Genomic DNA, 15495 nt, shown 5'->3' on the forward strand with positions numbered 1-15495 from the left:
ATTCTTGCTGTGGGCAGGCTGCTGCCCGGCCAGTTAAATCTAGTTAAGCAAGAGAATTCGATCATGAAAACAATCACAACAACCGCCGCCGCGCTGGTTATTTCTGCGCTCTCTTTCAGCGCTTTCGCGGCTCAGTCTGTACAATCCACCAATCGTATTACGACCATCGAAGCGGGCTCAAACATGATTCCCGGGACGCATGGTGTAAAAGGGTCTAACGATGCTGCATTTAATGCGCATACGCTGGTGGCCGGTGAATGGGAATAAAGACTTTCCCTGTTGTTTCATCTGCTTAATTTAAAAACCGGATAACGTGGTACCGGTTTTTAAATTTGGTAAGAGAAATAGTGATAATAAGTTAATTCTGTCAGGTTATTTGCAAAAGGTGCGCTAATAACGCTTACCTTCTTGCGTTAAATTCCACTACCTCAACTGCGCAGAAGCGAAAGAATATTCTCCGCCGTCTGGTTAGCCACTTTCAGTACGGCATCCTGGCCCTGCTGTAAGAGCTGCGCTTTAGCCATTTTGCTGGCCTCCTGCGCGTAATCCGCATCTTCTATTCGGCTTCTCGCCGCCTGTGTGGCGATATTCTGCTGGGCAAGGACAGACTTGTTCGATTCAAAACGATTAATATATGCGCCATATTGCGCACGATAACCGCTCACTTTCTCCAGCGCTTGATCGAGTTTGCCCATCGCCAGGCCTGCGGTTCTCTCTGACAGCAGGTCAGTACCGGTTAATCCAAGGGATTTAATATCCGCAGGCGTAGTCGGAATGGTCGTTGATTCTATCTCACCCCCGACAGTGGCGCTGGTGACCACTTCCCATGGCCTGCTCTGCTTGGGCGGTACCTGCGGCGTAATGGTCGGTTTGGGCAGCTCGCCCCACGTCAGGTTGCTGGTAAAGGAGCCGCTACCTACGACCATGACGACGAGATCTTCGGTGACATTATCGATCGTTAATCGCTCAAGACGGTTCGAGCCATTACTGCCGTCATTGTAGGCCGCGGCGGACTCGTAGCGATCGCCATCACCGCTATATTTGATGGTCATACCGTTATAGGAGAGCGTCGCGCTTCCGTTTAATGCCCACGATGATCCTCCCTCTATCAGCTTAGAGTCATCGTAGGTTGCACCACTCTCGAAGCCGTTCGCTGTGGTCAATACGCGGCTGGTTGCCTTAGCAGAATCCGTGATACCGCGGCTTTTCCAGGTATAATCCGGGTCACTACCGTTAATTGGCGTGCCAGAGAGATGTTTACCGTCACGCGTAAAGAGCTGGATGTCATCATCCAGACCTAGTGAATCAATGGTGATGGCGATATTCTTCGCGCCTGCCGGGATATAAGCCAGCGAGACGATTCCTGAGCTAAACGAATAGTCCGTACCGCTTACGGGAAATTTCGTATTCAGCGGCGGAACATCGCCAATAAGCACGGGCGGAAGTTCAGGCGAGTCCGTTGCCAGCGGGTAAGAGCCAAAAATCTCTGTGCCTTCGGAAACCGACTGGATGGTATCCAGAATGCTTTGATACTCATTCTGTATGCTTTGTCTGTCACTTTCGGAAAGCGTGCTGTTGCCGGCCTGGATGGCCAGGCTTTTGGCTCGAATTAGCCGTTCACTAATGGTATTCAGGCCGCCTTCAGCGGTCTGCGCCATGCTGATGGCGTCATCAAGCCCGCGGGAAACCACGGTGTCAGCATTACTGTTTGAACGCATACGATTGGAGATAGCCTGGCCTGCCGCGTCATCTTTGGCACCATTAATGCGCAAGCCTGACGATAAACGCTCGATCGACTCCTGCAGAGTCGAGGAGGTTGCTTTTCGAACCGTCAGGTTCAGTCCCGTCAGCTGATTGTAATTGATTGCTTGCATTACCGTCGCTATATCATTCAAACCACGAATGCTCTATTTATCGGCAACCCTACTCAGTTTCTTTAAGGTAAATCGATAAGGAAATTTAACTTTACGCAACTGTATAAAAAACAAGTTCTTTTACAATTTCACTTCCCATTGGCAGAGTTGTGGCACACTTAGCGACAACGGGCAGGCATGATGGTTGCGTTTCACTCAAGGCTTGCTAATGAAAAAAGGGGGTAAAAGAGCGATATGGGTAAGCTTAATGATCAGGCGTTATACGATGAAATGTGCCGGGTAGTAGGAAAAGTTGTGCTTGAGATGCGCGACCTTGGCCAGGAACCAAAGCATATTGTTATTGCGGGCGTGGTAAGAACTATGCTGGCTAATCAGAGAATTAAACGTACTGCGCTGACAGAAACGGCGATGGAAGAGGTGATTCGAGCGCTTGGATTTAATGCCTGAGCCTGGCGGCTCCCGGTACGCCTGGCTGCGCCCCGGGAGAAGCAAAAGACTTAGCGTCGTTTTCTTGGGGAAAGTGGAAGAGTTTGTGAGTTTTTCACTTTGCTGTGTTTATAGAAGGCAAAAATAACAATAGCAATCAACAAAATAATGACTAAGAAGTGTACTATTACCATGATTTATCAGTGGCTTAGGGAGTTAATGGGGAGCCAACTAGAATGCTTCCACCCCTGTTGTGTCAAGATGGCAAAGCAAAATCAGACAATACCTTCCTTACCGTAGTGAGTTGACCACCACTTACAGAGACGGAAAAGGGCGCAAAAATGATCCCCGTCACACTAGCCCTTTTAACACTCAGTGCAAATGTGTACTATTGTCGGGTACTTAACGGCAGCGAGTAAGAGTAAAGCGCGGCGATCATCGCCCGATACATATTCCGCAGAGTGAAGCGAGAAAACTTACCTAAGCGGCTGTTATATTTTTTGAAATCTCATTTTGCATGTGCTCTTTCGTGTGGCGCACCACTGCAAATTAAGGAAATGAAATGCCTGTAATTACGCTTCCTGATGGCAGCCAACGCCATTATGACCACGCCGTAAGCCCCCTGGATGTCGCACTTGATATTGGCCCTGGCCTGGCAAAAGCCTGCATCGCCGGGCGCGTTAATGGTGAACTGGTTGATGCTTTGGACATCATCGAAAGTGATGCAAACCTTGCTATCATCACTGCAAAAGATGAAGAGGGCCTGGAGATTATCCGTCACTCTTGTGCGCACCTGTTAGGCCATGCGATTAAGCAGCTGTGGCCGCACACCAAAATGGCGATTGGCCCGGTTATCGACAACGGCTTCTATTATGACGTTGATCTTGACCATACCCTGACTCAGGAAGATATCGACGCGCTCGAAAAACGTATGCACGAGCTCGCCGAGTCCAACTACGACGTAATCAAGAAGAAAGTGAGCTGGCAGGAAGCGCGTGAAACGTTTGTCGCACGCGGCGAAAATTATAAAGTCTCCATTCTTGATGAGAACATTGCCCATGATGACAAGCCTGGCTTATATCATCATGAAGAATACATCGATATGTGCCGTGGGCCGCACGTACCGAATATGCGTTTCTGCCATCATTTCAAATTGATGAAAACGGCGGGCGCGTACTGGCGCGGCGACAGCAACAATAAGATGTTGCAGCGTATTTACGGCACCGCATGGGCCGATAAAAAAGCGCTTAACGCTTATCTGCTGCGTCTGGAAGAGGCGGCGAAACGCGATCACCGTAAAATTGGCAAGCAGCTTGACCTCTACCATATGCAGGAAGAAGCGCCGGGCATGGTCTTCTGGCATAACGACGGCTGGACCATTTTCCGCGAACTGGAAACGTTTGTACGCTCTAAGCTAAAAGCGTATCAGTACCAGGAAGTGAAAGGCCCGTTCATGATGGACCGTGTGCTGTGGGAAAAAACCGGCCACTGGGACAACTACAAAGATGCTATGTTTACGACCTCTTCGGAGAATCGTGAGTACTGCATCAAGCCGATGAACTGCCCGGGACATGTGCAGATTTTCAACCAGGGGTTGAAATCCTACCGCGACCTGCCGCTGCGTATGGCGGAGTTCGGTAGCTGCCACCGTAATGAACCATCGGGCGCGTTACACGGTCTGATGCGCGTGCGCGGCTTTACGCAAGACGACGCGCACATTTTCTGTACGGAAGAGCAGGTTCGCGATGAAGTGAACGCCTGCATCCGTATGGTCTACGATATGTACAGCACGTTTGGCTTCGAAAAGATCGTCGTCAAACTCTCCACCCGTCCTGAGAAACGTATCGGTAGCGACGAGATGTGGGATCGTGCTGAGGCGGATCTGGCAGTTGCGCTGGAAGAGAACAATATCCCATTTGAATATCAGCTGGGTGAAGGCGCATTCTACGGTCCGAAAATTGAATTTACCCTTTATGACTGCCTCGATCGTGCATGGCAGTGCGGAACGGTACAGCTGGACTTCTCCCTGCCGGCTCGTCTGAACGCCTCTTATGTGGGCGAAAGCAACGAGCGTCAGGTTCCAGTTATGATTCACCGCGCAATTCTTGGGTCACTGGAGCGCTTTATCGGCATCCTGACTGAAGAGTTCGCTGGCTTCTTCCCAACCTGGCTTGCGCCGGTGCAGGTTGTAGTCATGAACATTACTGATTCACAGTCTGAATATGTCAACGAATTGACCGAGAAACTGCAAAATGCAGGCATTCGTGTAAAAGCAGACTTGAGAAACGAGAAGATAGGCTTTAAAATCCGCGAGCACACTTTACGTCGTGTCCCTTATATGCTTGTTTGTGGTGACAAAGAGGTTGAAGCCGGCAAAGTTGCTGTGCGTACCCGTCGCGGTAAAGACCTGGGTAGCCTTGACGTAAATGAAGTTATCGAGAAGCTGCAACAAGAGATTCGCAGCCGCAGTCTTAAACAACTGGAGGAATAAGGTATTAAAGGCGGAAAACGAGTTCAAACGGCGCGTCCCAATCGTATTAATGGCGAGATCCGCGCCCTGGAAGTTCGCTTAACTGGTCTGGAAGGCGAGCAGCTTGGTATTGTGAGTCTGCGAGAAGCTCTGGAAAAAGCTGAAGAAGCCGGGGTTGATTTAGTCGAAATTAGCCCTAACGCCGAGCCGCCCGTTTGCCGTATAATGGATTACGGCAAGTTCCTCTATGAAAAGAGTAAATCTTCTAAGGAACAGAAGAAGAAGCAAAAAGTTATTCAGGTCAAGGAAATCAAGTTCCGACCTGGTACAGATGAAGGCGACTATCAGGTAAAACTCCGCAGCCTGATTCGCTTTCTTGAAGAGGGCGATAAGGCCAAGATCACGCTGCGTTTCCGCGGTCGTGAGATGGCCCACCAACAGATCGGTATGGAAGTGCTTAACCGCGTGAAAGAAGATCTGAATGAACTGGCAGTTGTCGAATCCTTCCCTACGAAGATCGAAGGCCGCCAGATGATTATGGTGCTTGCTCCTAAGAAGAAACAGTAAGGCCATCAAGTAATTAAACCTGTGGGCCTCGTGCTCGCGGGTTTGGTTCGCCTTTGTTTCGTTTATTAACAATGCGAAGTGGAAATTGAAAAATGCCAAAGATCAAGACCGTACGCGGTGCTGCTAAGCGCTTCAAAAAAACCGGTAAAGGTGGTTTTAAGCACAAGCACGCTAACCTGCGTCATATTCTGACCAAAAAAGCTACCAAGCGTAAACGTCACCTGCGTCCGAAAGCCATGGTTTCTAAAGGCGATCTGGGCCTGGTCATCGCGTGCCTGCCGTACGCATAAGTCGTTAACCTTTTAACTTTTTAATTAGAATATACAGGAGAGCATATGGCTCGCGTAAAACGTGGTGTGATTGCACGTGCACGTCATAAGAAAATTTTGAAACAAGCTAAAGGCTACTACGGCGCGCGTTCACGCGTTTACCGTGTTGCCTTCCAGGCTGTTATCAAAGCTGGTCAGTACGCTTATCGTGACCGTCGTCAGAAAAAGCGTCAGTTCCGTCAACTGTGGATTGCACGTATCAACGCAGCAGCACGTCAGAACGGTATTTCTTACAGCAAATTCATCAACGGCCTGAAAAAAGCCTCTGTTGAAATTGACCGTAAGATCCTGGCTGATATCGCCGTGTTCGACAAAGTGGCATTCTCTGCCCTGGTTGAAAAAGCGAAAGCAGCTCTGGCGTAAGCCGGTTTAAGAGAGGGAGCCTGGCTCCCTCTTTTGCTTTAACCATATCAATACATTGACTTTTTGCCATGATGCGTTTTCAATAGCCCATCGTCGCCACGTAGCCGACTAAGGTAATGCAAGCATGAATGCTGCTATTTTCCGCTTCTTTTTTTACTTTAGCACCTGAACTCAGGGGGCTTGCGCGTGAAAGAAGAAACGGAAAACAGCGCCAGAAAGCCTCCCTTGTGGAGGCTTTTTTTGTATCTGCCGCGTGTAAATATCGTCATATAACGAGGAAAACCATGTCACATCTCGCAGAGCTGGTTGCCAGTGCGAAGGCAGCCATTAACGATGCCTCAGATGTCGCCGCGCTGGACAACGTACGCGTCGAATATTTGGGTAAGAAAGGTCATCTGACCCTTCAGATGACCACCCTGCGTGAGCTGCCGGCAGAAGAGCGCCCGGCCGCCGGAGCGGTAATCAATGAAGCGAAAGAGCAGGTTCAGCAAGCGCTGAACGCGCGCAAAAACGATCTCGAAAGCGCCGCGCTGAATGCCCGCCTCGCCGCAGAGACCATCGATGTCTCTCTACCAGGTCGTCGTATCGAAAATGGCGGTCTCCATCCGGTGACCCGTACCATCGATCGTATCGAGAGCTTCTTTGGCGAGTTGGGCTTTACCGTCGCCACCGGGCCGGAAATTGAAGACGATTATCACAACTTCGACGCGCTGAACATTCCGGGTCACCACCCGGCGCGTGCCGATCACGACACCTTCTGGTTCGACGCCACGCGTCTGTTGCGCACCCAGACCTCTGGCGTGCAGATCCGCACCATGGAGCACCAGCAGCCGCCGATCCGCATTATTGCCCCGGGCCGCGTCTACCGTAACGACTACGATCAGACCCACACCCCGATGTTCCATCAGATGGAAGGGTTGATCGTCGATAAAAACATCAGCTTTACCAATCTGAAAGGAACGTTGCATGATTTCCTGCGTAACTTCTTTGAGGAGGATCTGCAAATCCGCTTCCGTCCCTCCTACTTCCCGTTCACCGAACCCTCTGCCGAAGTGGATGTGATGGGTAAAAACGGTAAATGGCTGGAAGTGCTGGGCTGCGGCATGGTCCACCCGAATGTGCTGCGTAACGTTGGCATCGACCCGGAAATTTACTCTGGCTTCGCGTTTGGCATGGGGATGGAGCGTCTCACCATGCTGCGCTACGGTGTGACAGATCTGCGCGCATTCTTCGAAAACGATTTGCGTTTCCTCAAACAGTTTAAATAAGGGCAGGCGAAACAATGAAATTCAGTGAACTGTGGTTACGCGAATGGGTGAACCCGGCGGTTGGTAGCGAAGCGCTCTCCGGGCAGATCACCATGGCCGGCCTGGAAGTGGACGGCGTTGAACCGGTCGCCGGTGCGTTTCATGGCGTGGTAGTTGGCGAAGTGATGGCGTGTGCTCAGCACCCGAATGCCGACAAACTGCGCGTAACAAAAGTAAACGTGGGCGGCGATCGCCTGCTTGATATCGTCTGCGGCGCGCCAAACTGCCGTCTGGGGCTGAAAGTGGCCGTCGCGACCGTCGGCGCGGTACTGCCGGGCGATTTCAAAATTAAAGCGGCGAAACTGCGCGGTGAACCTTCTGAAGGAATGCTCTGCTCCTTCTCCGAACTTGGTATTTCCGACGATCATAACGGCATCATTGAGCTGCCGGCGGATGCGCCGATTGGCACCGATATTCGTGAATACCTGAAGCTTGATGACAACACCATCGAAATCAGCGTTACGCCAAACCGTGCCGATTGCCTGGGTATTGTCGGCGTTGCCCGCGACGTGGCGGTGCTGAATAAATCCCCGCTGAACGAGCCGGAAATCGCGCCGGTGGCTGCGACCATTAACGATACGCTGCCGATCGTTGTGGAAGCGAAAGAGGCCTGTCCGCGCTACCTGGGCCGCCTGGTCAAAGGCATCAACGTCAGCGCCCCAACGCCGCTGTGGATGAAAGAGAAGCTGCGTCGCTGCGGCATTCGCTCAATCGATGCGGTAGTCGATGTCACCAACTATGTTCTGCTTGAGCTCGGCCAGCCGATGCACGCTTTCGACAGCGATCGCCTTGAAGGCGGCATCGTGGTGCGTATGGCGAAAGAGGGTGAAACGCTGGTGCTGCTCGACGGCAACGAAGCGAAACTGAGTGCCGACACGCTGGTGATTGCTGATCAAAATAATGCGCTGGCGATGGGCGGTATCTTTGGCGGTGAGCACTCCGGTGTGAACAGCGAAACGCAAAACGTCCTGCTGGAGTGCGCCTTCTTCAACCCGCTCTCTATTACCGGTCGCGCACGTCGTCACGGTCTGCATACCGATGCTTCCCACCGCTACGAGCGCGGCGTCGATCCGCAGCTGCAATACAAAGCGATGGAGCGTGCTACGCGCCTGCTGCTCGATATCTGCGGCGGTGAAGCGGGCCCGGTCATTGACGTGACTGATGAAGCATCGCTGCCGAAACGCGCTACCATTCGTTTACGTCGCAGTAAGCTGGACCGCCTGATTGGCCATCACATTGCCGATGAGCAGGTGAGCGATATTCTGACCCGCCTTGGCTGCGAAGTGACCGCAGGCCAGGATGAGTGGCTGGCCGTCGCGCCGAGCTGGCGATTCGATATGGAGATTGAAGAGGACCTGGTAGAAGAAGTTGCCCGTGTTTACGGTTACAACAATATTCCTGATGAGCCGGTGCAGGCCGGGTTGGTGATGGGTGAACATCGCGAAGCCAACTTGTCCCTTAAGCGAGTGAAAACTATGCTTAACGACAAAGGCTACCAGGAAGTGATCACCTACAGCTTCGTTGACCCGAAACTGCAGCAGTTGATCCACCCGGGCGAAGAGGCGCTGGTGCTGCCAAGCCCGATCTCCAGCGAAATGTCGGTGATGCGTCTCTCTCTGTGGACGGGTCTGCTTGGCACGATTGTCTATAACCAGAACCGTCAGCAGAGCCGCGTACGCATCTTTGAGACCGGTCTGCGTTTCGTACCGGATACTCAGGCGAACCTCGGCATCCGTCAGGATGTGATGCTGGCGGGTGCTATCTGCGGTAACCGTTATGAGGAGCACTGGGACCTGGCAAAAAACGGCGTTGATTTCTTCGATCTGAAAGGCGATCTGGAATCTGTGCTGGATCTGACAGGTAAGTTAGAAGCGATTGAGTTCCGCGCTGAGACCAATCCGGCGCTGCACCCGGGTCAATCTGCCGCGATTTATCTGAAAGATAAGCGCATTGGCTTTATCGGTGTGGTGCATCCGGAGCTGGAGCGTAAGCTTGATCTGAACGGTCGCACGTTGGTGTTTGAGCTGGAGTGGAATGCCCTCGCAGACCGCGCCGTACCTCAGGCTCAGGATATTTCTCGCTTCCCGGCGAACCGCCGTGATATCGCTGTTGTGGTCAATGAAAATGTCCCTGCAGCAGATGTTTTGGCAGAATGTAAGAAAGTTGGCGCAAATCAGGTAGTTGGCGTAAACTTGTTTGACGTGTACCGCGGTAAGGGCGTCGTGGAAGGGTCGAAAAGCCTTGCCATCAGTCTGATCCTTCAGGATACCGGCCGTACACTCGAAGAAGAGGAGATTGCCGCTACCGTTGCCAGATGTGTAGAGGCATTAAAAGAGCGATTCCAGGCATCATTGAGGGATTGAACCTATGGCGCTTACAAAAGCTGAAATGTCAGAATATCTGTTTGATAAGCTTGGGCTTAGCAAACGGGATGCAAAAGAGCTGGTAGAGCTGTTTTTCGAAGAGATCCGTCGTGCTCTGGAAAATGGTGAGCAGGTTAAACTCTCCGGCTTCGGCAACTTTGATTTGCGTGACAAGAATCAACGTCCGGGCCGTAACCCAAAAACCGGCGAAGATATTCCCATTACAGCACGGCGCGTGGTGACCTTCAGACCCGGTCAGAAGTTAAAGAGCCGAGTTGAAAACGCTTCGCCCAAAGCTGAATGATTTTGCACTAACCAAAAAGGCCGCCTCGCGGCCTTTTTTCTTTTCAGCATTCGCTATCCCTCTTAGAATCAGTCACCTGGCTGATGAGTAAACGTGAAACCATGCTGGCATATGCCCATCTTCAACAGCAACGCAACCGCCGCTGGCTCGGCGCGCTGGCGCTGCTTCTACTGCTTGCGCTCACCTTAAGCCTTTGCGCAGGAGAGGAGTGGATTGCTCCTAATCGCTGGTTCACTCCTGAGGCTGAGCTTTTTGTCTGGCAGATACGCTTCCCGCGCACCCTTGCTGTGCTACTGGTCGGTGCCGCGCTGGCACTTTGTGGTGCCACGATGCAGGCCTTGTTTGAAAATCCGCTGGCAGAGCCTGGTCTGCTAGGTGTGTCGAGCGGGGCAGGTGTCGGGCTTATTGCGGCGATCTTTCTCGGCGGTGAGATGATGCCCGGCTGGGCACTCGGGCTGTGTGCGATTGCCGGCGCGCTGACGGTAACCCTTATTCTGCTGCGCTTTGCACGCCGTCATCTCTCCACCAGCCAGTTACTGTTGGCTGGCGTGGCGCTTGGTATCATATGTACCGCATTGATGACCTGGGCGGTCTACTTCTCCACCTCGCTTGATTTACGTCAGTTGATGTACTGGATGATGGGGGGCTTTAGCGGCATCGACTGGCAGCAGGGCTGGCTGATGGCAGCGCTTCTGCCGGTGATGGTGTGGATCTGCCTGCAATCCACTGCGCTGAATGTATTAGCGCTGGGTGAAATCCCCGCCCGACAGCTGGGGCTGCCGCTCTGGTTATGGCGTAACCTGCTGGTGGCTGCCACTGGCTGGATGGTGGGTGTCAGCGTGGCGATAGCCGGAGCCATCGGCTTTATCGGGCTGGTTATCCCGCATATTTTGCGCTTATGTGGCTTAAGCGATCATCGTGTATTGCTGCCTGGCTGCGCGCTGGCGGGTGCGGTCGCACTACTGACTGCCGATATTGTTGCGCGCCTTGCGCTCAGCGCGGCAGAACTGCCGATAGGCGTCGTGACCTCAACACTAGGTGCGCCGGTATTTATCTGGCTATTATTGAGGGCCGGGCGCTAAGTCCGTCAATCATCACATTCATTAAGGGGATGTTATGCAACAGAATATTCTGGATACCGAAGTTACCACCATTGATGGCGAAAAGAGCTCACTCAGCGCCTGGCGCGGCAAAGTGCTGTTAGTGGTTAACGTTGCGTCAAAATGTGGCCTGACGCCGCAGTACGAACAGCTGGAAAACCTGCAGAAAGCGTGGGAGGGGGAGGGTTTTAGCGTGCTGGGCTTCCCGTGCAACCAGTTCCTCGGCCAGGAGCCGGGCTCGGAAGAGGAGATCAAAACCTTCTGCAGCACCACCTATGGCGTGACTTTTCCGCTGTTCAGCAAAATTGATGTCAATGGCGACGCCCGCCATCCTCTCTATGAGAAACTGATCGCCGCCGCGCCAACAGCGCTCGCACCAGCGGACAGTGAATTCTACGAGCGTATGGTGAGTAAAGGGCGTGCGCCACAGGCACCGGGCGATATTTTGTGGAACTTCGAAAAATTCCTGATTGGCCGCGACGGCCAGGTGATTCAGCGTTTTTCACCCGATATGACGCCGGACGACCCGTTACTGGTCAACGCCATTAAGCAGGCCGTCTCGAAGTAATGTCGACGCTGATGCAGCTGCAGGACGTCGCTGAGCGGGGCAGGCTGGCGCCGATAAGCGTATCGCTGCCTTGCGGGCAGATCGTGCATCTTGTCGGGCCGAACGGGGCAGGCAAGAGCACGCTGCTCGCGCGTATCGCCGGGCTTTCCGGCGGGCCGGGTAAGATTACGTTTAACGGACAACCGCTTGAGCAGTGGCCGGCAACGGCGCTGGCCCGGCATCGCGCCTACCTGGCACAACAGCAGAGTGCGCCGTTTGCTATGCCAGTCTGGCACTACCTGTCGTTGCATCAGCCTGATAAAAGCCAGCACGCCCTGTTGGCAGACATTGCCGGTCAGCTCGGCCTTGAGGATAAACTGGCACGGGCAACCAACCAGCTCTCCGGCGGCGAGTGGCAACGGGTACGCCTGGCGGCAGTAATTTTGCAGATCCATCCGCGGGGCAACGCTCACGGGCAGCTGCTGTTACTGGATGAGCCAATGAGCAGCCTTGATGTAGCGCAGCAGGCGGCGCTGGATAGGGTGATTAGCGAACTGGTCAGCGCAGGCATCACGGTGGTGATGAGTAGCCACGATCTGAACCATACGCTGCGCCAGGCGCATCACGTCTGGCTATTGCAGGCTGGAAGGTTAGTGGCGAGCGGTGAAAATGCGCAGGTGATGACACCTGCGCATCTGGCTGATGCCTACGGCATGGTTTTTCAGCAGGTTGAGGTGGAGGGCCACCGAATGCTGATCCCGACGGTGTGACGCAATGGTGACTTGCCATAGCTCGCGCTCCCACTGTAGATTAATCCGATAAAAAGAGACAACGAGGCGTATTGCAGAATGCGTATCTGGTTTTTACTGGCGGCGGCGCTTTTCCTTGCAGGATGTAGCTCCCATCGCGCCCCTCCGCCGAACCCAAGATTGTCGGACTCTATTACGGTCATCGCCAATCTGAACGATCAGCTCAGCGAATGGCGCGGCACGCCCTATCGCTATGGTGGCATGGCGCGTTCAGGCGTCGATTGCTCGGGCTTTGTGATGATGACCTTCCGCGATAAATTTGCGCTGCAACTACCGCGTGAGACGCGTCAGCAGGCGAAGCTCGGCACCGAGATCGATAAAGAGGATCTGTTGCCAGGCGATCTGGTGTTTTTCAAAACCGGCTCCGGTGATAGCGGGCTGCATGTCGGCATCTACGACACCGATAACGCCTTTATTCACGCCTCAACCAGCCGGGGGGTGATGCGCTCTTCGCTCGACAATGTCTACTGGCGTAAAAATTTTTGGCAGGCGCGACGTATCTGACGCGGTGTCGACAGATAGAGCAAAAAAGGGAGCGCGCGTCATGCAGGCCTCCCTTTTTTGTTTCCGGACGCTGAACATTTTCATATAAACCAGGACGTTTCTACTAAATCGCAATTTTTAAATTAATTATGATTGTTCGCGACTCACCGCCAGGGGCAGGAGAATGCGTGAGCAAACGAATAACAACGGAGGGGAGGGTATAAAAATAGAACGGGAAAAAAATGAAGCCAATCTCATTAAAATCAGTAAACATGGAATATCGTCAGACAGGTTTGTTAACGCCGGATTTATCCCATAATGCGGGGCTGGCAAAATGATAGTTTCACTCGATTACAGCTATCACTCTGAGCTTTTATTGCTACCGGCAAGAGATGGTAACGGAATGCTTCAGGGTATCGAAATTATCGTTAACTTTGTTGGAAAGGACAGCACAGTCCGCGCCCCGACAGAGCTGGTTTTGCCACGCCTGACGGCAGCTGAAAAAGTAACGCTTTTTACTGAACAACTCGCCCTTATTGAAGCCTGCCAGCTCTTTTTAATTCAGCATCACCTTACCGCCTGGATTAATATTTCATCAGAAATAACCGAGCAATTACTGACGGATGAGACTTTGGCGGCGCAGGTCAGAAAATTCCCATGCCTCGAACTGGCCATCAATGAGAATTACCCAGATCTCAATAGTGGAAAAGAGAACAAACTTTTGTCTCTATTGGCGAAACAATATCCGCTGGTGCTGTGGAATTTTGGCGTTGGCGCAGCATCAACCAAAGCAGTATTTGATGGGTTGTTTAAACGCGTCATGCTGGATAAAAACTTCATTCACCAAAGTATTTCTACGCTTGCTTTCGAACCCTTTATGCGCGCCATCATTTCCCAGGTCGAACCTTACTGCGAGACGGTGATGATTGCCGGCATTGATGACGAGCCGACGCTAAAACGCGCGAGCGCGTTTCAATTTAGCGCCATGCAAGGCGCACTCTGGCCAGCGGTTACCGCCGCCGAGTTGACGTCACTGATCCACCCATAGCCCCTGTGTTGCCCGGTGTTTAAACACCGCGTTAGGTACTACACTAAAAGGCTGGAGGATCTATGACCCTGACTTTTACCACTCGCTGGCGTGATGAACTGCCAGATTATTACACTGCGTTAAAACCTACCCCGTTAAGCAATGCGCGACTTATCTGGCACAATGGCCCGCTGGCAGAAACCCTCGGCGTGCCCGAGGCGCTATTTCACCCGGAAACTGGCGCTGGCGTCTGGGGGGGCGAAACGTTGCTGCCCGGCATGTCGCCGCTGGCGCAAGTCTATAGCGGCCATCAATTCGGTGTCTGGGCCGGGCAACTGGGCGACGGACGCGGCATTCTGCTCGGTGAACAGCAACTGGCGGATGGCTCGACTCGCGACTGGCACCTGAAAGGGGCGGGGTTGACGCCATACTCCCGTATGGGCGACGGGCGCGCGGTGCTGCGCTCGACCATTCGCGAAAGCCTTGCTTCAGAGGCGATGCACTATCTCGGCATCTCCACCACCCGGGCGTTAAGCATTGTTACCAGCGATACGCCGGTGATGCGCGAAACGCGCGAACAGGGTGCGATGCTGATGCGCATTGCGGAAAGCCATGTCCGTTTCGGCCATTTCGAACACTTCTACTATCGTCGTCAGCCTGAGAAAGTGCGCGAGCTGGCCGATTTCGTCATTCGCCATCACTGGCCGCATTTGCAGGAGGAGCCTGACCGCTACGTCGCCTGGTTCCGCGATGTAGTACGGCGTACCGCCGTGATGATTGCCCGCTGGCAGGCGGTTGGTTTTGCCCACGGTGTGATGAACACCGACAATATGTCGATCCTCGGTTTGACGATGGATTATGGGCCGTATGGTTTTCTCGACGACTACAATCCGGCCTTTATCTGTAACCACTCTGATTACCAGGGGCGCTACAGTTTTGAGAATCAGCCAGTGGTCGCGCAGTGGAACCTGCAGCGCCTGGCGCAGTCACTGTCCCCGTTTATTGCCGTCGATGCCTTAAATGCGGCGCTGGATGGGTATCAGTCACAGTTGTTAACCGAGTATGGCAGCCTGATGCGCAGCAAACTCGGCCTGTTTGTGCCGCAGGAGGGGGATAACGAGATCCTTAACACGCTGTTTGCGCTGATGGCGCGGGAAGGGAGTGACTATACGCGCACCTTCCGCATGTTAAGCCATACCGAGCAGCAGAGTGCAGACTCGCCGCTGCGCGATGAGTTTATCGATCGCGGCGCGTTTGATAGCTGGTTCGCCACTTATCGTCAGCGTCTCCAGCAAGAAGGGATTGACGATGCGCAAAGACAGCAGCAGATGCAGAGCGTTAACCCGGCGGTAGTCTTGCGCAACTGGCTGGCGCAGCGCGCCATCGAAGCCGCAGAGCAGGGCGACATGGCAGAGCTGGAAAGGCTGCATGAGATCCTGCGTCAGCCCTTTAACGATCGTAGCGACGACTATGCCCGCCGCCCGCCGGATTGGGGTAAACGGCTGGAAGTAAGCTGCTCCAGCTAG

General features: G+C 53.2%; 17 protein-coding genes and 1 other annotated feature. Of the genes, 16 read left to right on the top strand and 1 reads right to left on the bottom strand.

Translation table 11 applies throughout. The features are described from left to right. Window positions 1-63 precede the first annotated feature (63 nt). Complete coding sequence (locus HF650_RS10235) at window positions 64-267, top strand: hypothetical protein (RefSeq protein ID WP_187802265.1); 204 nt, start codon at window positions 64-66, stop codon at window positions 265-267. A 161-nt stretch (window positions 268-428) separates the two neighbouring features. Here the strand turns inward: HF650_RS10235 and HF650_RS10240 are convergent, their stop codons facing one another. Next, a complete protein-coding gene (locus HF650_RS10240) occupies window positions 429-1874 on the bottom strand; it encodes a flagellin (protein WP_187802266.1) in 1446 nt (481 codons plus the stop codon). Between the two features lie 234 nt (window positions 1875-2108). Here HF650_RS10240 and fumD point away from each other — a divergent pair, with 234 nt between their 5' ends. From fumD to selO, 15 genes are all read left to right on the top strand, one after another. Next, the gene (fumD, locus tag HF650_RS10245) at window positions 2109-2321 is read left to right on the top strand and encodes a fumarate hydratase FumD (protein ID WP_187802267.1); all 213 of its coding nucleotides are present in this window, start codon (window positions 2109-2111) and stop codon (window positions 2319-2321) included. A gap of 541 nt (window positions 2322-2862) precedes the next feature. Next, the gene (gene thrS, locus HF650_RS10250) at window positions 2863-4791 is read left to right on the top strand and encodes a threonine--tRNA ligase (protein WP_187802268.1); all 1929 of its coding nucleotides are present in this window, start codon (window positions 2863-2865) and stop codon (window positions 4789-4791) included. 3 nt (window positions 4792-4794) lie between these two features. After that, window positions 4795-5337, top strand: coding sequence for a translation initiation factor IF-3 (gene infC / locus HF650_RS10255; RefSeq protein WP_187802654.1), 543 nt, complete (start codon window positions 4795-4797; stop codon window positions 5335-5337). 92 nt (window positions 5338-5429) lie between these two features. After that, complete coding sequence (rpmI, locus tag HF650_RS10260) at window positions 5430-5627, top strand: 50S ribosomal protein L35 (protein ID WP_001124225.1); 198 nt, start codon at window positions 5430-5432, stop codon at window positions 5625-5627. Between the two features lie 45 nt (window positions 5628-5672). Then, window positions 5673-6029 carry a 50S ribosomal protein L20 gene (gene rplT, locus HF650_RS10265; protein ID WP_007374646.1) on the top strand — a complete coding sequence of 119 codons (357 nt, stop codon included), beginning with the start codon at window positions 5673-5675 and terminating at the stop codon, window positions 6027-6029. A 119-nt stretch (window positions 6030-6148) separates the two neighbouring features. After that, window positions 6149-6273, top strand: a sequence feature (Phe leader region). Further along, the gene (gene pheM / locus HF650_RS10270) at window positions 6154-6198 is read left to right on the top strand and encodes a pheST operon leader peptide PheM (protein ID WP_001386830.1); all 45 of its coding nucleotides are present in this window, start codon (window positions 6154-6156) and stop codon (window positions 6196-6198) included. Its footprint overlaps the feature before it by 45 nt. A 40-nt stretch (window positions 6274-6313) precedes the next feature. Further along, a complete protein-coding gene (gene pheS, locus HF650_RS10275) occupies window positions 6314-7297 on the top strand; it encodes a phenylalanine--tRNA ligase subunit alpha (RefSeq protein ID WP_187802269.1) in 984 nt (327 codons plus the stop codon). Between the two features lie 14 nt (window positions 7298-7311). Further along, entirely contained in the window at window positions 7312-9699 is a 2388-nt protein-coding gene (gene pheT / locus HF650_RS10280) for a phenylalanine--tRNA ligase subunit beta (protein ID WP_187802270.1), read from the top strand. A 4-nt stretch (window positions 9700-9703) separates the two neighbouring features. Then, complete coding sequence (ihfA, locus tag HF650_RS10285) at window positions 9704-10003, top strand: integration host factor subunit alpha (protein ID WP_006820203.1); 300 nt, start codon at window positions 9704-9706, stop codon at window positions 10001-10003. Between the two features lie 101 nt (window positions 10004-10104). Next, on the top strand, window positions 10105-11085 hold the full coding sequence (gene btuC, locus HF650_RS10290) for a vitamin B12 ABC transporter permease BtuC (RefSeq protein ID WP_187802655.1): 981 nt from the start codon (window positions 10105-10107) through the stop codon (window positions 11083-11085). Window positions 11086-11119: 34 nt separating this feature from the next. Next, window positions 11120-11671 (top strand): glutathione peroxidase, encoded by a 552-nt coding sequence (locus HF650_RS10295; RefSeq protein ID WP_023481448.1) that lies wholly within the window; start codon window positions 11120-11122, stop codon window positions 11669-11671. Then, window positions 11671-12420 carry a vitamin B12 ABC transporter ATP-binding protein BtuD gene (btuD, locus tag HF650_RS10300; protein ID WP_187802271.1) on the top strand — a complete coding sequence of 250 codons (750 nt, stop codon included), beginning with the start codon at window positions 11671-11673 and terminating at the stop codon, window positions 12418-12420. The genes HF650_RS10295 and btuD overlap by 1 nt, the downstream gene beginning before the upstream one ends. Before the next feature lie 78 nt (window positions 12421-12498). Further along, on the top strand, window positions 12499-12963 hold the full coding sequence (locus HF650_RS10305) for an NlpC/P60 family protein (protein ID WP_187802272.1): 465 nt from the start codon (window positions 12499-12501) through the stop codon (window positions 12961-12963). Between the two features lie 313 nt (window positions 12964-13276). Continuing rightward, entirely contained in the window at window positions 13277-13990 is a 714-nt protein-coding gene (locus tag HF650_RS10310; RefSeq protein WP_187802273.1) for an EAL domain-containing protein, read from the top strand. Window positions 13991-14052: 62 nt separating this feature from the next. After that, complete coding sequence (gene selO, locus HF650_RS10315) at window positions 14053-15495, top strand: protein adenylyltransferase SelO (protein WP_187802274.1); 1443 nt, start codon at window positions 14053-14055, stop codon at window positions 15493-15495.

Source organism: Kosakonia sp. SMBL-WEM22 (assembly GCF_014490785.1).
In the GTDB taxonomy this organism is placed as follows: Bacteria; Pseudomonadota; Gammaproteobacteria; order Enterobacterales; family Enterobacteriaceae; genus Kosakonia.